Source organism: Mycobacterium sp. DL99 (assembly GCF_004762045.1).
GTDB lineage: Bacteria > Actinomycetota > Actinomycetes > Mycobacteriales > Mycobacteriaceae > Mycobacterium.
In genome coordinates, this window is sequence record NZ_SJOM01000007.1 from 3,914,963 (window position 1) to 3,934,537 (window position 19,575).

Sequence of the window (19,575 nt, forward strand, 5' to 3'; positions counted from 1 at the left end):
GCTCAGCCGGAGAGCAGCCCGGTCAGGCGGGCGCCCTGAGAGCGCCACTGCCAGTTGTCGACCGCCCAGTGCCGTCCTGCCACGCCCATCGCGGCAGCGCGGCCGGGATCGGCCAGCACGTCGCCCACGGCCGTCGCGACCGCAGCCACATCGGTGCCGTCCACCACGGTGCCGGTCTGACCGTCGAGCACGGTTTCCGGTGCCCCGCCAGAGGTTCCGGCGATCACAGGTACGCCGCAGGCCGACGCCTCCAGGTAGACGATGCCCAGTCCCTCGACATCCAGGCCCGCCCCCCGGGTACGGCACGGCATGGCGAACACGTCGGCCATCGCATGGTGGGCGGGCAGTTCCGCACTCGGCACCGCACCTGTGAAGTGGACGTCGGCGGCCACATCGTGGGTGTGTGCGAGTTGTTGCAAGCTCTGCAGATACGGTCCCCCACCGACGATGACCAACGCCGCATCGGGGACGCGGCGCCGGATGGCCGGCCACGCCCGGATGAGCATGTCCTGCCCCTTACGCGGCACCAGTCGGGACAGGCACACCACCACCGGGCGCTGCCCCAGCCCGTAGCGGGCCCGCAACTCCGCCCGGGCCACCGAGTCGGGCACGAAGCGGTCGGTGTCGACGCCGGGCGGCAGATGTTCCAGCGCCGCACGGGGACCGAACGCCGAGGCGAACCTGCCGCGGGTGTAGCGGCTGATGAACGTCACGACGTCGGCGTCGTCTCCGATGCGGCGCAGTGCGCTCCGTGCCACCGGCAGCATCGACCAGCCGACCTCGTGGCCGTGGGTGCTCGCCACCACGCGCCTGGCTCCGGCTCGCCGGGCCAGCGGGCCCAGCAGCGCCAGCGGCGCGGCCGCCCCAAACCACACCGTCTCGATGTCGTTCTCGGCGATCAACCGCTGCATACGGGACGCCACGGTCGGCTCCGGCACCATCAGCGTGGTGGGATGCCGCACGACGCGGTACCCGGCCGCGTCGTCGAAGTCTGCGCTGCCCTTCCATTTCGGTGCATACACCGTGAGCTCGTGCGAGCGGTCGCGCACCAACTCACCGACGAACGCCTCCAGGTACGACTGGATACCGCCGCGGCGCGGCGGAAAGTCGTTGGTGACCAACAAAACCCGCGTCATCGCGGTTGACCGCTCTGGCGCGACCCGTCTGCGCTCCGTCTGCTCCCCATCGGCGACAGGCTATCCGGTCAGCCAGCGGCGCCAACCGGCAACCACGCCGTCGAGGTCGGCGCCCAGCGTCTCCCGCACTGCAGTGGCCACATCCGGATGACCGGGGCCACATGCGCGCAGGTACAGCTCACGCAGCTTCGGAACCCCGTAGGCGTCGGCAACGTAGCGGCTGAACCACCACGCCCGGTCATAGGCCAGACTGCGGGCGGCGCCGGGTGTGTCGAGATCCGCATCGGTGGGCAGCTGGGCCAGCTCCGCCGCCTGCGCCGGTGCCGCGGTGGGCGGCCGACCGACATAGTCGGCCACGCCCTCGGTCAGCCAACGCGGTGCATCGGCCGCGGTCGCCGACCGGGCCGCGTAATGGAACAGCTCGTGGCGCAGCACGATTCGTAACGCGGCAGGACTCATGTCGGCGGCGCCCGGAGCGAACATGATCCGCGCCGCGGTGGTGGTCGCGGCAATGTCGGGGGCTCCGCCGGCCAGTACCCGGAACTGCTGATCGGACCCCGCGACCGCGATCTCGATGTCTCTCGGCCAGTCCGGACCCCAGAATGCGGTCACCGTGGCGGCCGCCGCACCGAGTTCGGATCCCAGGCGGCCCAACAGGGCCTGCGACTGCGATCCGCCCAGGGCCAGCAGCCGGGCGGTGCGCCCGTCCGGCAACACCATCGTGGTGACGGGTTCGGGTTTGCGCAGCGTCGAGGCGACGGTGGCGCCGGACGACGCATCCGGAGGTGGGGTCGGCGGCGACTTCCACAACAGGGCCGCCGCCAGAATCAGTTCGACCAGCAAGACCGCTGTCAGCAGCCGCCGGCCGGCGATCAGCGTGAAACTGGCCGCCCTATCGGGACGCTCAGTACCGACGGACGTTGTAGATCGGCGCATTGTTGACCGGGGCGACCCGAACCGGGGTGCCGTAGGTCGACGCGTGCACCATCATTCCGTCACCGATATAGATGCCCACATGGGAGGCGTCGGAGTAGTAGGTCACCAGATCACCCGGTTGCATCGAATCCGACGAGACCGGCTGACCACCGCGGGCCAGCGCCTGGCTCGAATGCGGCAGCGAGATGCCCGCCTGCTGGAACGCCCACATCACCAGACCCGAGCAGTCGAAGGAGCTGGGGCCTGCCGCGCCCCAGGAGTAGGGCGAGCCGATGCGGCTCAGCGCCGCCTGGATGACAGCGCCGGAGTGGCCGCTGTCCCCACCCGCGAGGGCGCCTTCCGGCGGGGCGACATCACCGGGCGGAATCCCGTTCGGCGGGTCGGCCAATACGGCGGGATCCTGCGCCGGCAACGCCTCGGGCGCAGGCACCGGCGGCGTCGGCGGCAGGGCCGTCATCGCTTCCCGCTGGGCCGGGCTCAGGGCCTGGTACTGCGACTTGACGACCGCAATCTGCACCTGAAGCTGACTTTGCTTGGATTGCAGATCGGCGCGCACCGCGGCGGCCTGCTCGGCGGCGGTCTTGGCTTCGGCGGCCGATTTCGCCGACTCCTGCTCAGCCCGAGCGGCCTTCTCGCCCACCGAGCGGAAGCTCTTCATCTGTGCCGACATCTCGGTCGCCATCACCCGCTGCACCGCGAGTTGTTCGATCAACTGCTGCGGCGAGCTGGCCGTCAGGATTGCGTCGACACCGGAGGTGCGGCCCCCCATGTACTGGGCCGCAGCTACCTTGTTGACCGAAGTCTGAAAGATTGCCAGCTGCGACTTGGCCTGATCGATCGCCGCGGTGTCGTCGGCATGCTTCTTTTCCGCAGTCTCCTGTGCGACAAGCTTATTGTTCAGGTCGAGCTGCGCGGAGTGCATCGCCTCGGTGGTCTGCTCAGCCTGACGGGACAGCTCATTGAGCTTTGCCAGGGCATCATCACCGGGATCGGCGTGCGAACTCGTAGCCAGGAGTCCGGATATCAAGGTCAAGCCCGCTATTGCACCTGCAATGGGTCGCTTGACACGACTTGTGGGCCGGTGCGCGCGGTCGTGCCTCAAGTATTCGTCCTCACAACTGGCGATGGCGAGCCGCCTCGAACTGCTCTTAGGTCTCAGATAGGTTACGAAACGGCATCGGGCTTGTCCAACGGAAGCTGCAAATTTAACAGCCGTCCCTGAATATTTTCCTGTGCACGAACCGCTGCGTGTCGTCAGGCGACTCCCGATCTACCGTCCCGGTGAATCGGAACGAGTCGCAGCCGCGGCGCAAGGCCCACGTCAGCGAGCACTTCCAATGCCTGACGCTCGTCATCCAGCAAAGTTTCGGGAACCCCGAGCAACACACTCACTACGCAGTCCTGGCATCCGGGCCCGCGTACCGCGCAATCGTCGCAGTCGATGGTCACGCTGCCGGTGTCCGGCTGGTCGGGGCAAGGCTCGTCGGCCCAGGACCAGGTGTCCTGCCGCACTCCGCTCATCTTGACCGTCCTCTCGATCGGTGTTGCGCGCACCGTAACGCCGGGCACCGACAAGGAGCGCAGTGGATTGGAGCGACGACCCGACAAAGAGCGCAGCGGATTGGAGCGACGACCCGACAAACCCGGGCGCAGCGGCGGCGAGCTTGCCTGATGTTGTCAGTGGCAGTGCCTACCGTCATCACCATGGGCCAGCGCAACATCCCCGACGCCGGGCAGCTGGCCTTGAGCTTGGGCACAGGCGTCGACCCCGATGTCGCTCTCTCCCTCGCCGAGACCACCTTCGTCGTGGTGGACCTGGAGACCACCGGGGGGCGAGCCACCGCGAAGGCACCCGGCGACGGTTACGACGCCATCACCGAGATCGGTGCGGTGAAGATCCGTGGCGGCGAAGTGCTCGGCGAATTGGCCACCCTCGTCGATCCGGGCCGCGCCATCCCACCGCAGATCGTCGAGCTCACCGGGATCACCACGGCGATGGTGCGCGACGCGCCGCGTATCGAGTCGGTGCTGCCGGCATTCCTGGAGTTCTGTCGGGGCGCGGTGCTCGTCGCCCACAACGCCGGGTTCGACATCGGCTTCCTGCGCGCGGCCGCTCAGCGGGCGGAGCTCGGCTGGCCGCGGCCCCCGGTGCTGTGCACGGTGAAACTCGCGCGCCGCGTACTGACCCGGGACGAGGCGCCCAGCGTGAAGCTGTCGGCACTGGCCCGGCTGTTCGGTGCGTCCACCACGCCCACCCACCGTGCCCTCGACGACGCCCGCGCCACGGTCGACGTCCTACACGGACTGATCGAGCGAGTCGGCAACCAGGGCATCCACACCTTCGCCGACCTCAAGAACTACCTGCCCGACGTCACGCCCGCCCAGCGCCGCAACCGCTCACTGGCCGACCGGCTGCCCAACAGCCCTGGCGTCTACCTGTTCCGCGGCCCCTCTGACGAAGTGCTCTATGTGGGCACCGCGGTCGATCTGCGGCGGCGGGTCCGGCAGTACTTCACCGGCGCCGATCCGCGGACCCGGATGAAGGAGATGGCCTCGCTGGCGCGGGTTGTCGACCACGTCGAATGCGCCCACGATCTGGAGGCCGGGGTGCGCGAGCTGCGACTGCTCGCGGCCCACGCACCGCCGTACAACCGGCGTTCCAAGTTCCCGCAACGATGGTGGTGGGTGGCCCTGACCGAGGAGGCCTTCCCGAGGTTGTCGGCGGTGCGAAACCCCGGGCGCCGCACCGCTTTCGGGCCGTTCTCGGCCCGGTCCGACGCCGTGCAGTCGGCAATCCTGCTGGCCCGGTTCACCGGGGTGCGCACCTGCACGGCCCGCTTCGGCGCGGCGGCGACCCACCACTGCCCCGAAGTCGAACTCTCACCGTGCCCGGCCCCCCAAGACGTCGATGCCGGACAGTACGCGGCCGCGGTCCAACGTGCCACCGCGCTGATCAACGGCACCGACCACACCGCGCTGGCGGCGACACTGGCCCACATCGGAGAACTTGCCGCGGCCCGCCGGTACGAGACCGCCGCCCGGTTGCGCGATCACACCGCGGTGGCCATCGAGGCGCTGTGGCGGGGCCAGCGGTTACGCGCCCTGGCCGATCTGCCCGAACTCGTGGCCGCACGCGGCGACGGTAACGGCGGCTGGCATTTCGCGGTGGTCCGCTACGGCCAGTTGGCCGGGGCAGGCACCGCCCGGCGCGGCGTGCCGCCGATGCCGGTGGTCGAGGCGATCTGCGCGGCCGCGCAGGTAATCCTGCCCACCGCAACACCATTGGGCGGCGCACTGGTGGAGGAGACCGCGCTCATCGCCCGCTGGCTGGCAGCACCCGGAGTGCGCATCGTGCGCGCCGACGGCGGATACACGACACCGATCGGGGCGGCAGGCCGCTACGCACAGTGGGCGGCCACGGCCCGCTCGGCCCGATTGGCCGCGGCCCAGCAGCAGAACTCAGAACTGCAGGCTGAACCGCACCCAACGCGCGAGCAGTTGTTCGGCCGCACCAGAGTCGATGGCCTCGGTGGCCCGCGCCAGACCGGCCTCCCACGCCGGCACCCACTTGGCGTCGCTGGCTAGACCGGCATGGGCCACCATCGCGCCTGCCGCGTTGAGCACCACCGCGTCCCGCACCGGCCCCTTGGCCCCGCCCAGCACGGCGCGCGCCGATGCCGCGTTGGCCGTGGCGTCACCGCCGACCAACTCACTGATGTCGGCACGCTTGAAGCCGAAGGCTGCGGGGTCGAACTTCAACCGGTCCACCGTGCCGGCCTGCACTCGCCAGATGGTGCTGGTGGTCGTGGTGGTGAGTTCGTCGAGTCCGTCGTCGCCGTGCACGACCAACACGCTGGAACCGCGGGCGGCGTACACCCCGGCCATCACCTCGGCCAGGTCGTCGAACGCACAGCCGATCAGGCCGGCCCGGGGTGCGGCCGGATTGGTCAGCGGTCCAAGCAGATTGAAGACCGTGGGAACCCCGATCTCCCGACGCACCACCGAGGCGTGCCGGTACGACGGGTGGAACTGCGGAGCGAAGGCGAACCCGATGCCGACCTCGGCGACACTGCGGGCCACCTCGTCGGGACCCAGGTCGATCCGCACCCCGAGCGCCTCCAGGGTGTCCGCACCGCCCGACAGCGACGACGCCGCGCGGTTGCCGTGCTTGATCACCGGGACTCCGCAGGCCGCCACCACGATGGCCGCCATGGTCGACAGGTTCACCGTGTTGGCCCCGTCGCCGCCGGTACCGACGATGTCGACGGTCTCGTGACCGATCTGATCGGTGGGCACCCGGCGGGCGTGCGACAGCATGATGTCGGCCAGCTCCCCAACTTCGGTCGAGGTCGGCCGTTTCATCTTCATCGCCACCGCGAAGCCGGCGATCTGAGCCGGGGTCGCCACGCCGGTCATGATCTGGTCCATGGCCCATCCCGCGTAGCCGTTGGGCAGGCTCTGCTCAGTGGTCAGGCGCCCGAGAATGAGCGGCCACGACGGCGCCGCCACCGAGGCGGACGCGGATGAGAACTGAGAAGAAGATGCAGGAGCCACCGCCGAATGTTATCGCTGCGCGGCCATGACACCGGCGCCCCGGCGCCGTGCAGCCGACCCGAGGGCGACGCGTTTGAAGATCAATTGCTCGACCCGGGTGGAGTTCGACAACTACAAAGCGTCATACTTGCGGATGTGACGAGCGCTGTAGGTACCTCGGGAACGGCAATCACGTCGCGCGTTCATTCGCTGAACAGACCAAATATGGTCAGTGTCGGCACCATCGTGTGGCTTTCCAGTGAACTCATGTTCTTTGCTGGACTCTTCGCGATGTATTTCACCGCGCGCGCGCAAGCCGGTGGCAACTGGCCGCCCGAGCCGACCGAACTCAATTTGGCCCTTGCTGTTCCGGTGACGCTGGTTCTGATCGCGTCATCCTTCACCTGCCAGATGGGCGTGTTCGCCGCCGAGCGCGGCGACGTGTTCGGCCTGCGCCGGTGGTATGTGATCACGTTCCTGATGGGCCTGTTCTTCGTAATGGGCCAGGGGTACGAGTACATCCACCTGGTGAAGGAGGGCACCACCATCCCGGGCAGTGCCTACGGATCGGTCTTCTATCTGACGACCGGTTTCCACGGCCTGCACGTGATCGGCGGACTAGTTGCGTTCATCTTGCTGCTGGCCCGCACCAAGATGAGTAAGTTCACGCCCGCGCAGGCCACCGCAGCGATCGTCGTCTCGTACTACTGGCACTTCGTCGACATCGTCTGGATTGCGCTGTTCGCCACCATCTACTTTGTCCGATGATCGGCTGGCCGATGATCGACTCGATGAGAAGGGGTTCGATGACCAGCAAGTCGCGCCGACGACTGCGCCGACGACTGTCAGCAGGTCTCCTGCTGTTGGTCGGCCTGTCAGTCGCAGGTGGTGTTGCGGCCACGCTGACACCCACACCGCAGGTCGCAGTCGCCGACGAATCTCAGTCGGCACTGCTGCGCACGGGTAAGCAACTGTTCGAGACGTCGTGCGTGTCATGCCACGGCGCCAACCTGCAGGGTGTGCCCGACCGCGGGCCCAGCCTGATCGGCACCGGCGAGGCCGCGGTGTACTTCCAGGTCTCGACCGGTCGCATGCCCGCGATGCGCGGTGAGGCCCAGGCACCGTCCAAGCCCGAGCACTTCGACGAGAACCAGATCGACGCGCTCGGCGCGTTCGTTCAGGCCAACGGCGGCGGCCCGACGGTGATCCGCGACGCGAACGGCGCCATTGCCCAGGAGTCGCTGATCGGGTCCGACGTGGCCCGCGGCGCCGACCTGTTCCGGCTGAACTGCGCGTCCTGCCACAACTTCACCGGCAAGGGCGGCGCCCTGTCCTCCGGTAAGTACGCGCCGGACCTCGGCGACACCAAGCCGGCCCAGATCTACACCGCGATGCAGACCGGCCCGCAGAACATGCCCAAGTTCTCGGACCGTCAGCTGTCGCCGGAAGAGAAGCGCGACATCGTCGCCTACGTCCGCGAGTCGGCTGAGACTCCCAGCTACGGCGGCTACGGGCTCGGCGGCTTCGGCCCCGCTCCCGAGGGCATGGCGATGTGGATAATCGGAATGGTCGCCGCTATCGGCGTGGCAATGTGGATCGGGGCACGAGCATGACCGACAACGCACCGAAGATTCCCAGCGATGACGAGCTGGCTTCGATGTCGCGTGAGGACCTCGTTGAGCTCGGCGGCAAGATCGACGGCGTCGAGACCATCTTCAAGGAGCCGCGCTGGCCGGTCCCCGGCACCAAGGCCGAGAAGCGCACCGAGCGGCTGGTCGCGTACTGGCTCCTCCTCGGCGGGCTCTCGGGCCTGGCGCTGCTGCTGGTCTTCCTGTTCTGGCCGTGGGAGTACCAGCCCTTCGGTTCGGAGGGCGAGTTCCTCTACTCGCTGGCCACCCCGCTGTACGGCCTCACCTTCGGCCTGTCGATCCTGGCGATCGGCATCGGCGCGGTGCTGTTCCAGAAGAAGTTCATCCCCGAGGAGATCTCGGTCCAGGACCGCCATGACGGGCGCTCCCCCGAGCTGCACCGCAAGACCATCGCAGCCAACCTGACCGACGCTCTCGAAGGCTCGACCGTCAAGCGCCGCAAGCTGATCGGCTTGTCGCTGGGCATCGGCCTCGGCGCCTTCGGGGCCGGCACCCTGGTGGCCTTCATCGGCGGGTTGATCAAGAACCCGTGGAAGCCCGTGGTGCCCACCGCCGACGGCAAGAAGGCCGTGTTGTGGACCTCGGGGTGGACGCCCCGGTTCCACGGCGAGACCATCTACCTGGCCCGCGCGACGGGTCGGCCCGGCTCATCTCCGTTCGTGAAGATGCGGCCCGAGGATCTCGACGCCGGTGGCATGGAAACCGTCTTCCCCTGGCGGGAGTCGGACGGCGACGGCACCACCGTCGAGTCCGAGCATCACCTGACCACGATCTCGATGGGTGTCCGCAACCCGGTCATGTTGATCCGCATCAAGCCGGCCGACATGCCCCGCGTGGTCAAGCGGAAGGGCCAGGAGAGCTTCAACTTTGGTGAGCTGTTCGCCTACACCAAGGTCTGCTCGCACCTGGGCTGCCCCTCGTCACTGTACGAGCAGCAGACCTACCGCATCCTTTGCCCGTGCCACCAGTCGCAGTTCGACGCGTTGCACTTCGCAAAGCCCATATTCGGTCCGGCTGCGCGCGCGTTGGCGCAGCTGCCCATCACCATCGACAAAGACGGCTACCTGGTCGCCAACGGCGACTTCGTAGAGCCCGTCGGACCGGCATTCTGGGAGCGCAAATCATGAGCCCTGACCTTGCCAAGATCGCAGCGGCACAAGGCGATGCGATCGATTCCCGTTACCACCCCTCGGCCGCGGTACGCCGCCAGCTGAACAAGGTGTTCCCCACCCACTGGTCCTTCCTGCTGGGTGAGATCGCGTTGTACAGCTTCATCGTGCTGCTGATCACCGGTGTCTGGCTGACGTTGTTCTTCGATCCGTCGATGGCACACGTCACCTACGACGGTGTGTACCAACCGCTTCGGGGCGTTCAGATGTCGCGGGCCTACGAGTCCGCGCTGCAGATCAGCTTCGAGGTGCGCGGCGGGTTGTTCGTCCGCCAGATCCACCACTGGGCCGCACTGATGTTCGCCGCGTCGATCATGGTGCACATGGCGCGCATCTTCTTCACCGGTGCGTTCCGCCGCCCGCGTGAGGCCAACTGGGTGATCGGCTCGCTGCTGCTCATCCTGGCGATGTTCGAAGGTTACTTCGGTTACTCGCTGCCCGACGACCTGCTGTCCGGCATCGGCCTGCGCGCCGCGCTGTCCTCGATCACCCTGGGCATGCCGATCATCGGAACCTGGCTGCACTGGGCGCTGTTCGGTGGGGACTTCCCCGGCGAGATCCTGATCCCGCGTCTGTACGCACTGCACATCCTGCTGATCCCGGGCATCATCCTGGCCCTCATCGGCGCACACATGGCGCTGGTGTGGTTCCAGAAGCACACCCAGTTCCCCGGCCCCGGCCGCACCGAGCACAACGTGGTCGGCGTGCGCGTCATGCCGGTGTTCGCGGTGAAGTCCGGTGCGTTCTTCGCGATGATCACCGGTGTGCTCGGCCTCATGGGCGGCCTGCTGACGATCAACCCGATCTGGAATCTGGGCCCGTACAAGCCGTCTCAGATCTCGGCGGGTAGCCAGCCCGACTTCTACATGATGTGGACCGAAGGCCTGGCGCGTATCTGGCCGGCCTGGGAGTTCTACCCCTTCGGCCACACCATCCCCGCGGTGGTCTGGGTCGCGTTGATCATGGGCGGTGTCTTCGGTCTGCTGATCGCCTACCCCTTCATCGAGAGGAAGGTCACCGGCGACGACGCACACCACAACCTGCTGCAGCGTCCGCGCGACGTGCCGGTGCGTACCGCGATCGGTTCCATGGCGATCGCGTTCTACATGGTGCTGACCCTGGCCGCGATGAACGACATCATCGCGCTCAAGTTCCACATCTCGCTGAACGCGACCACGTGGATCGGCCGTATCGGCATGGTGGTGCTGCCGGGCATCGTGTACTTCATCGCTTACCGATGGGCAATCTCGTTGCAGCGCAGCGACCGTGCGGTTCTAGAGCACGGCATCGAGACCGGCATCATCAAGCGCCTGCCGCACGGTGCCTACGTGGAGCTGCACCAGCCGCTGGGACCGGTCGACGATCACGGTCACCCGATCCCGCTGGAGTACCAGGGTGCTGCCCTGCCGAAACGGATGAACAAGCTCGGTTCGGCCGGCTCGCCCGGCACCGGCAGCTTCTTGTTCGCCGATCCGGCGGTCGAGCACGACGCGCTCACCGAGGCTGCACACGCCTCCGAGCACAAGGCCCTGACCGCTCTGCGCGAACAGCAGGAGCGAAACGGCAACGGGGAGACCAACGGTCATCACTGACCACTCCCCTAGCCTGACTGACGGCCCCGCCGTCGAGCTCGAACAATCGCCGCAACCTCTTCGAGAGGTTGCGGCGATTGTCTTATGTGCGGAGTTCTGTGCGGTGGAGCCAACACTCGATCCACCGAGACGCCGACCGCGCAGCAGGTTGGTCGGGCCAACGAGACCCGATGGCCCAGGAGGGGTCCCAGATGACGCGTGCACGAATCTCCCATGGTTGTGGATGCCGCGCCCTGCTTACTCTGACCGGGCCACGGCAGCAGAAATCCATGAGGAGTTCAACGAGATGTACTCGCCACGCGACGGAACAGCAGTCGCACACCACCTTCCGGCCGGCCGCCCAGGCCTGGACGCCGCGCGCCAGCTGGCTACTGCGTGGTGACCGGCGTCCCGGCGGCGGTGCTCTGGGACTTCGACGGCACTCTGGTCGACAGTCATGACCAATGGACGGCGACGTGGACCGAGATGGCCGAGCGACGCGGTCGTTCCTGGAACGATGCGCGCACCCGTGAACTCGTGGGGCTGGGCCTGCTCGATACGGCGCAAGTCATCGCCGCGCACTTCGACACCGGTGAGGACACCCACGCGCTGGTAGCTGAAATGGTGTCGGGCGTGGCTGCCCGGCTCCGCGCAGGCGTCCCCTGGCGGGCCGGCGCCCGCGAACTGCTGGACGCCATCCGCGCCGAATCCATTCCGTGCGCGCTCGTGACCATGTCCTATCGCCGTCTCGTCGAGCCTGTGCTGGAGCACCTCGAGCCGGATACCTTCGCGGTCGTGGTCACCGGGGATGAGGTCGACCATCCCAAGCCGCACCCGGCGCCTTACCTCGCCGCGGCGCGTGCATTGGGACTTGAGCCGACCACCTGCCTGGCGATCGAGGACTCCACAACGGGAATCGTCAGCGCCGCCGCCGCCGGTTGCCGGGTACTCGCTGCACCCAATGACCACGTGCTCGACACCGACGTGAACGGAGCCGTCGTCGACGGGTTGGCCGGAATCGATCCGGCGTACCTGCGGACCATCATGGCTGCCGGCGACCTCAGGCACATCCCGCCCGCCAAGTCCTAGACTCTCCTGAGCATGCAAGACGACTCCCGCAACTATCGGATTCTGCGCCGGCTCGCTCATCTGCTGCGCTACGCGGGGGACGCCGGCACCAGTCTCAGCGCCGCGCTCGACACCGCGCTGGAGATGGTGGACGCCCGGATCGGGGCGCTCTCCTACGCGGATCTGTCGACGCAACGCTACGTCCTCGCAGCCAGTCGTGGGCTGTCCGAGACCTACGTGGAAGGCATCACCACCTGGTCGCTGCACGAGGGGCTCGCCGGTCAGGCTTTCGGTTTGCGTGAGCCGCTGACCGTCACCGATCTCAGCGCCAGCCGCGAGGTCCCGAGGAGCGTCGTACGTGAGGAGCACCTTCGCGGATACGTGTGCGTGCCGCTGCTCCGCGGCCAGCGGCGCCTCGGGATCATCGAGGTCTTCGACAAGGAGCCACGCACATTCTCGGTGTCTGAAGTCGAATCGATCGAATTGATCGCGTCGTTCGTCAGTTCGGTCGTCGAGAGCCTTCTGATGGTCGATGAACTGCGTTTTCTGCGTGAGGAACGGGCTCAGGTACTTCGTCAGTGGACCACTCAGGCACTTACTGCCGCAGACACCCAACGCCGCGAGGTCGCCCGCCTGCTCCGCGAGCAAGCCGAGCAGCCCGGCGAACCCGGAAGAGAGTTCGGCGACCGGCTCCGGGCGCTCGCGAGTGAGCTCGAAGAGTCCACTGTGGAATGGGTCGACATGGTTCCACTGGTTCGTGAGGCCATCACGGAGCGGTTTGCCCAACATGCCGGAAAGCAGATCCATTTCGAAGTCGCTGAGTGGCCCACCAGCCTGCCGCTGGAGCTCACGACGCGCCTCTATCTACTGATGCACGCGCTAGTACAGTCCGCCGTCCTCGCCGCGGAGGGTGAGGTCACCCTGCACCTCGGTCGTCGCGGCGACCATATGTGGATTCAAGTGTGCGACGACCGGCCCCGCGCGCCATCTGCCGACACACTCACTGAGCTACCCGCCGACACCGCTGTGACGGTCCGCGGCCTTTCAGGCACGCTCGAACAAGCGGTGGACTCGGCCGGGAACCCGGGTACACGCATCGTCCTGCCCATCGCGCTCGCGCGGCCGACCGTACAGTCGCTCACTCCGCGTGAGCGTCGCGTGCTCGAAGGGCTCACTTTGGGCACCTCGAATCGGGAGATCGCGGCCAACCTCGGAATCTCCCCAAAGACGCTCCAGAATCACCTCACCTCCATCTACCGGAAGCTAGGCGTGACCAGCCGAACGCAGGCAGTCCAGTTCCTCTGATCACGGTGACGGCAGCTGCCGGGAGGGGTCCTACCGTGTCGGCGCCGGAAGACCCTATGGAGGCATGGATCACGCGAACCTAGGTTCGGTGCCATGCAGATGAAAGCCGCAGTGTTCAGATCGCCCTCCGCGCCGCTCACTTTCGAAGAAGTCGACCTCGCCGAGCCGGACGACGGAGAAGTTCGGGTGAAGATCAGCGCCGCAGGCGTCTGTCACAGCGACTACCGCGTGCTCACCGGTGATTGGAGTGCCAACCCGCCCGTCGTACTCGGTCACGAGGGCGCCGGTGTCGTCGAGTCTGTCGGGTCCGGAGTCACCACCCTCGCGCCGGGTGACAACGTCGTCCTGTCCTGGACTCCGTCATGCGGCCTCTGCCGCTACTGCGCCTCGGGTCGACCTCAGCTCTGCCAGGTCGCCGCGTCGACCGCCTACCGCAACGTCCTGCCCGACGGCAGCACTCGGATACGCTCCAGCGCCGGCGAGAACGTCCACAGCTATCTGTCGGTCGGATCATTCGCCGAGTACGCCGTGGTGCCCGCGTACGGCGCCATCAAGATCGCCGGTGATGTCGATCCCGGCGTCGCCGCCCTTGTCGGGTGCGCAGTGACCACCGGCGTGGGAGCGGCCATCAACACCCACTCCCCCGAAGCCTCGGACAATGTATTGGTCATCGGGGCCGGCGGGGTGGGACTGTCGGTGGTGATGGGCGCGCGGCTGCAGTCGCCGGGCAGTCTCATCGTCGTCGACCTCGCCCAGGACAAGCTCGATCTCGCCAAGGAGCTGGGCGCAACTCACACGATCAACGCCAGCGAACACGACGTGGTCGATGCCGTTGGCGACATCACCAACGGTCGCGGAGTCGAGGTGGCCTACGAGGCGACGGGCCGTGCGCGGGCGGTGGAACAGGCCTACGAGTGCCTGACCCCCGGCGGGACCGCGGTGGTGGTCGGCCAAGTCGCCTCGGGCGAGCGGATCTCGATCGATCCGATGCGGATGTCGGGCCGTGAGTTGACCCTCACCGGCAGCAACTACGGCTCGGCGCGTCCATCGATCGACTTCCAGCGCATCCTCGACATGTATGCACGTCAGTTGCTCCCCCTGGATCGACTGATCGGTGACCGCGTCGCTCTGACCGACATCAACGAGGCATTCGCCAGCATGGCTGCCGGCGCCACCTCCGGCCGCATCGTGGTGGACATCCCATGACCGGTGCACAGATCACCACGGGCGCCGGCGAATCCTTCGACATCCGGTCACGGTCGTTGTGGCTTGATCAGCTGGGCGATATCGCGCCCCGGCCACCGCTGACCGGTAACACGACCGCCGATATCGTCATCATCGGCGGCGGGTTCACCGGTCTGTGGACCGCCCTGCATCTGGCCAAGAGGCGTCAGGACGCTCGGATCGTCGTACTCGAGCGGCACGTCGTCGGTTTCGGCGCCGCAGGCCGCAACGGCGGCTGGTGCGGTGCCGGCCTCGCGGGCAGCGCGAAACTCTACGCAAAGAGCGCGGGCTGGAAACGGACACTCGACGGTGCACGGCTCTTCGAGACCGCGATCGACGAAATCGGCCGCGTCATCGACGAAGAGGGCATTGCCGCTGACTTCGTCAAAGGCGGCACGCTCGTCGTCGCCACGACCGAACCTCAGTGGGCCAGACTCCAGAACAGCCACGCCGCAGCGGTGCGCTCCGGCCTCGCCGAGCCCGGAGCGCGGCTCTTGTCTGCAGACGAGGTACGGGCGATGGTTCGCACTCCGAGCGTCTCTGGGGGACTCTTCACACCCCATTGCGCACGATTCCAGCCCGCCAGGTTGGTTCGTGGGCTCGCCGAAGCATGTGTACGTCGCGGAGTGGTGATTCACGAACAAAGCTCGGTCACGTCGATCGAGTCGGGGCTGGCCCGCACGCAGCTCGGCGCGGTGCGTGCCGACACCGTGCTGCGCGCCACCGAAGCCTGGACTGGCCAGCTGCCACGAAGTGGAGCGCCGTATCTCCCCCTCACGTCCATGATGATCGCCACCGAGCCACTGCCCAGCACCGTCTGGGACGAGCTGGGCTGGCCACACGGGCTGACCATCCGTGACCGGCGCCATCTGTTCTTCTACGCCCAACGCACCGCGGACGACCGCATTGCGATCGGCGGCCGCGGTGCGCCCTACCGCCTCCGCGACCCCCTAGCCGAGTTCAGTGAGCGTGACCGCCCGGTGTGGCGACGCCTCGAAGAGACACTGAGGGCGCATTTTCCGCAGGTCCGCGGCGCTGCCATAACCCATCGATGGGGCGGGGCACTGGCGGTGCCGCGAGATTGGAGTATGTCGGTCGCCTGGAATCCGGACACGCGCGTCGGCACTGCCGGCGGGTACGGGGGGCATGGCATCGTCGCCGCCTACGCTGCCGGTCGAGGGCTCGCCGACCTCGTCACCGGACACCACACCGACTACAGCGCGGCCGCGTGGGTTGGGCACCGCAGTCGACGGTGGGAGCCCGAACCCCTGCGGTATCTGGCGGCAACGGCAATCGTCCGGATTCTCAACGGAGCCGACCGCCACGAAGACCGCACCGGCCGGACCGCTGAGCGCATCCGCCTGTTGGGCCCGGTGCTCCCGCCCGGCTGACCTCGGCAGCCACACCCCCACATCCGTCCCACTCGAAACAACCGCCGCAGAGAGGTCATATTCGTGTCACACCAACCGCCGTATCAGGTGACGAATCCCGCAACCGGGGAACTCCTCGCCACCATTCCCACTGCCACCGATGCCGACGTCGAGCAGGCGCTCCTGTCCGCAGTTGATGCGCAAAACGCCTGGGCCGCAACGTCGATCGACGAGCGCGCCCGGGTCCTGGCCGCCGCCGCGGACTACTTCGACGCCAAGGCCGACGAGCTCGCCAAGCTGGTGACCACGGAAATGGGCAAGAAGATCAGCTCCGCCGAGGGCGAGGCACGCTTCGCTTCCGCGATCTTCCGCTACTACGCCGCCGAAGGGCCTGCCCTGCTTGCCGACCAGCCGATCGTGGCACCCGGCGACGACCAAGCCGTGATCCAGCAGCGCCCGATCGGCGTCGTCCTCGGTGTCATGCCGTGGAACTATCCCTATTACCAGGTGGCGCGGTTTGCGGCACCGAATCTGCTCGTCGGCAACACGGTGCTGGTCAAACACGCAGAGAACTGCCCGTGGTCGTCAGCTGCGATCGCTGCTCTGCTCAGTGAAGCCGGACTCCCCGCGGGGGCGTATACGAACCTGTACGCCAGTTTCGAACAAGTCGGCGCACTTATCGCAGATTCTCGCATTCAGGGGGTCTCGGTCACCGGCTCCGAGCGAGCCGGTGCAGCCGTGGCAGCCCAGGCCGGACAGCACCTCACCCGGGTCGTGCTGGAACTCGGCGGCTCGGATCCCTACGTGGTTCTGGACGCCGAAGACCCCGCAGCTGCGGCCCGAGCCGCGTGGCGCATCCGGATGTCCAACATGGGCCAGGCCTGCAATTCGAACAAGCGGCTCATCGTGGGGCGAGACTCCTACGATGAATTCCTGGCCGCGCTGATCGACGCGGCGACTGGGCTGAAGCCCGGAGACCCGACAAACCTCGGGGCCGACGAGTTCGCCCCGGTGGTGTCGCGCGCAGCAGCGCTCACCATCGCGGACCAGATCTCTGACGCCGTCAACAAGGGCGCAACACTTCACGTGGGCGGCACTGTCATCGACGGCCCGGGCGCTTACATCGCCCCTGCGGTCATTTCCGGCGTGACCCGAGACATGGAGATCTACCACGAGGAAGTCTTCGGCCCGGTCGCCGTGGTCTACGCGGTCGACAGTGACGATGACGCCGTGCGACTGGCGAACGATACGCGGTTCGGTCTCGGCGGTTCGGTGTTTGCGACCGACGAGAAGCGTGCCGCGGCGGTCGCGGAACGTCTTGACGTCGGCATGACCCATGTCAACACCTACTCGGCCGAGGCAGCCGACATGCCGTTCGGCGGTGCCAAGGCGTCGGGGTTCGGTCGGGAGTTGGGTGCGCTCGGCATCGATGAGTTCACGAACAAGCGGCTGTACTACATCGCTCGGTGACGGATTGCGGGTGACGGGAGCAGAGATGATCGAGCGACGCGACGACGGCACCTTCGACTGGCCGGTGTACGCGGGCGGGACGGTCCCAGTTCAGTGGTATTTCCGGAAACAGACCGAGCTGCCCGTCGCTGTTCAGGCGTGGACTATCGCGCCCGGGGCGTCTGAGGGTGCGCATGTTCATCACCCCGGGCGCCCTCTCGAAGAGCTGTACATCGTCGTCGAGGGTGACGCCGAGGTGATGATCGACGGCCGCATCACCCGGATGGGCGCCGGGGATGCGCTGCTGGCCAAGGTCGGAGCCGAGCACGATGTCCGCAACGTCGGCGAGGGCTCGTTGCGGCTCATCGTCGTATGGGGACCACCAGACCGGGCCATCTGGGCCGAGTACAGCATGGGCCGATTCCCGGATGAGGCAGGCGGATCTCCGGCACGGTGACCTGATTCAGTCCAGCCGACGACGCGATGAGAGAAGGGCCGGTTCCCGGCCCTTCTCTCATCGGTTATGGACGTGGGTGTTCTCAGACCTTCGGTGCAGGTACCGGTGCGGGAAGCGCCGGACCGGACTGCGGCAGTGACTTCGCCGGCAGCCCGAGAACCGTCTTCATGAGAACCAGGTAGACCGACCCGGCGGCCACCGCGGCTGGCGCGGTAGCACTCATCCACGAGAAGGCTTGCGACCCAGGCACGAAATTCAACGGGTCGAGCATGAACAGATACGTCGACACACCGGCCGCGAGCGCCACGAATCCGGCCGGGTTGAAACCCGCCAAGTACCGGTAGGTCGGCACACTGTCGTCGTAGAGACCACGGATGTCGAGACGTTGACGGCGCAAGACGAAGTAGTCCGCGATCTGCACCCCACACAGCGGGCCGAGCGTGACACCCGCGAACGCGAGAAATGTTCCGTAGTGGGCCATGAACGGTTCTGCGAAGAGAACCACCACCGCGGCCACGGGAATGGCACTGATGATCGTCGCGGTGCGCCAGGAGATCGACCGGTCCAGGGCGGGAATCTGTTTGAGCGCGAGCGAGCAGGCATACACACCAGCCATCGTGGTGCCGATCGTGGAGATCACCATGAAGGCCAATGCCACGAGACCCAGTGCAGGACCGCCGGATTCGATCATGAACAGCGTCGGGTTCCCTGCCGAGGCGGGCAGTACGACGGCAGCGAACAGGCCGACGCACAGAATCAGCCCCATGAGCAGGCCGAGCCCGAGCACCGACGGCATCACCGCGGTACGGGTTGACCGAGCGTGACGGGTCAGGCCGCCGATGTAGGGCCACCAGGCGACGGCACCGGCGATGCCGAGTTCGACCACGATCATGTAGTTGGTCGGCTCGTCCGGCAAGGGGTCGATGGCCTGCGCCGAGAAGATGACGTCCAGGCCGTATTTCGCGATCATGAACGCCACCATGATCATCGCGATCACCATCACCGTGATCGCGATGACCGGGCCTGCCAGACGAAGCACCGCCGGGCCTCTCCACAGCACCGAAACCACGACCGTGCAGGACATGAGCCCGAACGCGGTCGACAGCGCCCAACTGTTCGATGAATCAACGACATTGAGCGCATGGAGCGTCTCCGCGGCGGACCTCCCGAGATAGATCGTCAGCACGGAATTCCAGCCCACGAGGATCGCCATCACCAACGCAAGGGTGAACCACGAACCTCGAGTGCCGAGCGTCGGCCTGGTCGAACGCACCGCCTCCACGCCGTAACGCGTAGCGGGCGGCAGTGCTGCCAGCAACGAGAGGAAGACCCCGATCAGTGTCCCTGCGACGATGGCGATGGAACCGCGAGCGGCATTCTCATAGGCCGCGACAAAGCCGCCGGTGATGAAACACCACACCGCGATGGCGGCTGCCGCGGTGCTGCCGAAGACCGCCAGCGGACCCCAGGTTCGCTCGGATGAGTGGATGGGGCGGCTCGATTCGCCCGCGGTGTCACTCATCTCAGCCACATCCCGCCGGCGAGCAGGGCGAGGACCGGCAACAAGACCGTCGTCACCACAAGTTTCATGAAAGTGAGGCGATCAACAGGATCGCCGAGGTGGTGCTGGTCGAAGTCGACCAGTTGCGCGGCGAGGTCGTCGTCCACGGTCTCTCCCCATCGGTAGAAGGTTCACTGTGCGGAGAGT

The 19,575-nt window shown here is 67.0% G+C and carries 18 protein-coding genes and 1 pseudogene; 12 read left to right on the forward strand and 7 right to left on the reverse strand.

Annotated features, from left to right (window positions below):
- Nucleotides 1-2: 2 nt before the first annotated feature.
- The 4 genes from pimB to EYZ64_RS19250 all read right to left on the reverse strand — a co-directional run bounded on the left by pimB (nt 3) and on the right by EYZ64_RS19250 (nt 3,593).
- Nucleotides 3-1,136 (reverse strand): GDP-mannose-dependent alpha-(1-6)-phosphatidylinositol monomannoside mannosyltransferase, encoded by a 1,134-nt coding sequence (gene pimB / locus EYZ64_RS19235; RefSeq protein WP_135455753.1) that lies wholly within the window; start codon nt 1,134-1,136, stop codon nt 3-5.
- 60 nt (nt 1,137-1,196) lie between these two features.
- A complete protein-coding gene (locus EYZ64_RS19240; protein ID WP_135455756.1) occupies nt 1,197-2,072 on the reverse strand; it encodes a peptidase in 876 nt (291 codons plus the stop codon).
- Nucleotides 2,041-3,174 carry a peptidoglycan hydrolase RipC gene (gene ripC / locus EYZ64_RS19245; protein WP_135455758.1) on the reverse strand — a complete coding sequence of 378 codons (1,134 nt, stop codon included), beginning with the start codon at nt 3,172-3,174 and terminating at the stop codon, nt 2,041-2,043. Before ripC ends, EYZ64_RS19240 begins: the two co-directional genes overlap by 32 nt.
- A 152-nt stretch (nt 3,175-3,326) precedes the next feature.
- The gene (locus tag EYZ64_RS19250; protein ID WP_286175061.1) at nt 3,327-3,593 is read right to left on the reverse strand and encodes a hypothetical protein; all 267 of its coding nucleotides are present in this window, start codon (nt 3,591-3,593) and stop codon (nt 3,327-3,329) included.
- On the opposite strand from EYZ64_RS19250, the gene EYZ64_RS32065 reads away from it, so the two are divergent.
- Together EYZ64_RS32065 and EYZ64_RS19255 are read left to right on the forward strand one after the other, a co-directional pair.
- Nucleotides 3,514-3,744, forward strand: coding sequence for a hypothetical protein (locus EYZ64_RS32065; RefSeq protein ID WP_167857645.1), 231 nt, complete (start codon nt 3,514-3,516; stop codon nt 3,742-3,744). The genes EYZ64_RS19250 and EYZ64_RS32065 overlap by 80 nt on opposite strands.
- A 32-nt stretch (nt 3,745-3,776) precedes the next feature.
- Nucleotides 3,777-5,594 (forward strand): annotated as a pseudogene (locus tag EYZ64_RS19255) (DEDD exonuclease domain-containing protein); the annotation flags it as partial.
- On the opposite strand, the gene trpD reads toward EYZ64_RS19255, so the two are convergent.
- The gene (gene trpD / locus EYZ64_RS19260; protein WP_286175062.1) at nt 5,532-6,626 is read right to left on the reverse strand and encodes an anthranilate phosphoribosyltransferase; all 1,095 of its coding nucleotides are present in this window, start codon (nt 6,624-6,626) and stop codon (nt 5,532-5,534) included. The pseudogene EYZ64_RS19255 and the gene trpD sit on opposite strands and share 63 nt — an antisense overlap.
- Before the next feature lie 135 nt (nt 6,627-6,761).
- Here trpD and ctaE point away from each other — a divergent pair, with 135 nt between their 5' ends.
- The 10 genes from ctaE (at nt 6,762) to EYZ64_RS19310 (ending at nt 17,867) form a co-directional block, all read left to right on the forward strand.
- On the forward strand, nt 6,762-7,373 hold the full coding sequence (gene ctaE / locus EYZ64_RS19265) for an aa3-type cytochrome oxidase subunit III (protein ID WP_135460124.1): 612 nt from the start codon (nt 6,762-6,764) through the stop codon (nt 7,371-7,373).
- An 11-nt stretch (nt 7,374-7,384) separates the two neighbouring features.
- On the forward strand, nt 7,385-8,218 hold the full coding sequence (qcrC, locus tag EYZ64_RS19270) for a cytochrome bc1 complex diheme cytochrome c subunit (protein WP_210115674.1): 834 nt from the start codon (nt 7,385-7,387) through the stop codon (nt 8,216-8,218).
- The gene (gene qcrA, locus EYZ64_RS19275) at nt 8,215-9,381 is read left to right on the forward strand and encodes a cytochrome bc1 complex Rieske iron-sulfur subunit (protein WP_167857881.1); all 1,167 of its coding nucleotides are present in this window, start codon (nt 8,215-8,217) and stop codon (nt 9,379-9,381) included. Before qcrC ends, qcrA begins: the two co-directional genes overlap by 4 nt.
- Nucleotides 9,378-11,015: a cytochrome bc1 complex cytochrome b subunit gene (qcrB, locus tag EYZ64_RS19280; protein WP_135455765.1), complete on the forward strand. Its 1,638-nt coding sequence runs from the start codon at nt 9,378-9,380 to the stop codon at nt 11,013-11,015. Before qcrA ends, qcrB begins: the two co-directional genes overlap by 4 nt.
- A 375-nt stretch (nt 11,016-11,390) precedes the next feature.
- Complete coding sequence (locus EYZ64_RS19285) at nt 11,391-12,083, forward strand: HAD family hydrolase (RefSeq protein WP_135455767.1); 693 nt, start codon at nt 11,391-11,393, stop codon at nt 12,081-12,083.
- A 12-nt stretch (nt 12,084-12,095) separates the two neighbouring features.
- Nucleotides 12,096-13,367 (forward strand): LuxR C-terminal-related transcriptional regulator, encoded by a 1,272-nt coding sequence (locus tag EYZ64_RS19290; RefSeq protein ID WP_135455769.1) that lies wholly within the window; start codon nt 12,096-12,098, stop codon nt 13,365-13,367.
- Between the two features lie 93 nt (nt 13,368-13,460).
- A complete protein-coding gene (locus EYZ64_RS19295) occupies nt 13,461-14,573 on the forward strand; it encodes an alcohol dehydrogenase catalytic domain-containing protein (protein WP_135455770.1) in 1,113 nt (370 codons plus the stop codon).
- Nucleotides 14,570-15,982, forward strand: a complete 1,413-nt coding sequence (locus EYZ64_RS19300; RefSeq protein ID WP_135455772.1) for an NAD(P)/FAD-dependent oxidoreductase — start codon at nt 14,570-14,572, stop codon at nt 15,980-15,982. The genes EYZ64_RS19295 and EYZ64_RS19300 overlap by 4 nt, the downstream gene beginning before the upstream one ends.
- Before the next feature lie 57 nt (nt 15,983-16,039).
- Nucleotides 16,040-17,431 carry an aldehyde dehydrogenase family protein gene (locus EYZ64_RS19305; RefSeq protein ID WP_210115675.1) on the forward strand — a complete coding sequence of 464 codons (1,392 nt, stop codon included), beginning with the start codon at nt 16,040-16,042 and terminating at the stop codon, nt 17,429-17,431.
- Nucleotides 17,432-17,456: 25 nt separating this feature from the next.
- Nucleotides 17,457-17,867: a cupin domain-containing protein gene (locus EYZ64_RS19310; RefSeq protein ID WP_167857882.1), complete on the forward strand. Its 411-nt coding sequence runs from the start codon at nt 17,457-17,459 to the stop codon at nt 17,865-17,867.
- A gap of 82 nt (nt 17,868-17,949) precedes the next feature.
- Here the strand turns inward: EYZ64_RS19310 and EYZ64_RS19315 are convergent, their stop codons facing one another.
- Nucleotides 17,950-19,389, reverse strand: coding sequence for a cytosine permease (locus EYZ64_RS19315; protein WP_135455778.1), 1,440 nt, complete (start codon nt 19,387-19,389; stop codon nt 17,950-17,952).
- Nucleotides 19,386-19,535 (reverse strand): hypothetical protein, encoded by a 150-nt coding sequence (locus EYZ64_RS32070; protein ID WP_167857883.1) that lies wholly within the window; start codon nt 19,533-19,535, stop codon nt 19,386-19,388. Before EYZ64_RS32070 ends, EYZ64_RS19315 begins: the two co-directional genes overlap by 4 nt.
- Nucleotides 19,536-19,575: the final 40 nt, after the last annotated feature.

Excerpts from the sequence above, each read along its gene's own strand:
- EYZ64_RS19300 (WP_135455772.1), top strand. The coding sequence starts at position 14,570 with ATGACCGGTGCACAGATCACCACGGGCGCCGGCGAATCCTTCGACATC.
- EYZ64_RS19290 (WP_135455769.1), top strand. The coding sequence starts at position 12,096 with ATGCAAGACGACTCCCGCAACTATCGGATTCTGCGCCGGCTCGCTCAT.
- qcrA (WP_167857881.1), top strand. The coding sequence starts at position 8,215 with ATGACCGACAACGCACCGAAGATTCCCAGCGATGACGAGCTGGCTTCG.
- EYZ64_RS19240 (WP_135455756.1), bottom strand. The coding sequence starts at position 2,072 with ATGCGCCGATCTACAACGTCCGTCGGTACTGAGCGTCCCGATAGGGCG.
- pimB (WP_135455753.1), bottom strand. The coding sequence starts at position 1,136 with ATGACGCGGGTTTTGTTGGTCACCAACGACTTTCCGCCGCGCCGCGGC.
- EYZ64_RS32065 (WP_167857645.1), top strand. The coding sequence starts at position 3,514 with ATGGTCACGCTGCCGGTGTCCGGCTGGTCGGGGCAAGGCTCGTCGGCC.
- qcrC (WP_210115674.1), top strand. The coding sequence starts at position 7,385 with ATGATCGACTCGATGAGAAGGGGTTCGATGACCAGCAAGTCGCGCCGA.
- EYZ64_RS19310 (WP_167857882.1), top strand. The coding sequence starts at position 17,457 with ATGATCGAGCGACGCGACGACGGCACCTTCGACTGGCCGGTGTACGCG.
- EYZ64_RS19250 (WP_286175061.1), bottom strand. The coding sequence starts at position 3,593 with ATGAGCGGAGTGCGGCAGGACACCTGGTCCTGGGCCGACGAGCCTTGC.
- EYZ64_RS19295 (WP_135455770.1), top strand. The coding sequence starts at position 13,461 with ATGCAGATGAAAGCCGCAGTGTTCAGATCGCCCTCCGCGCCGCTCACT.
- qcrB (WP_135455765.1), top strand. The coding sequence starts at position 9,378 with ATGAGCCCTGACCTTGCCAAGATCGCAGCGGCACAAGGCGATGCGATC.
- EYZ64_RS19315 (WP_135455778.1), bottom strand. The coding sequence starts at position 19,389 with ATGAGTGACACCGCGGGCGAATCGAGCCGCCCCATCCACTCATCCGAG.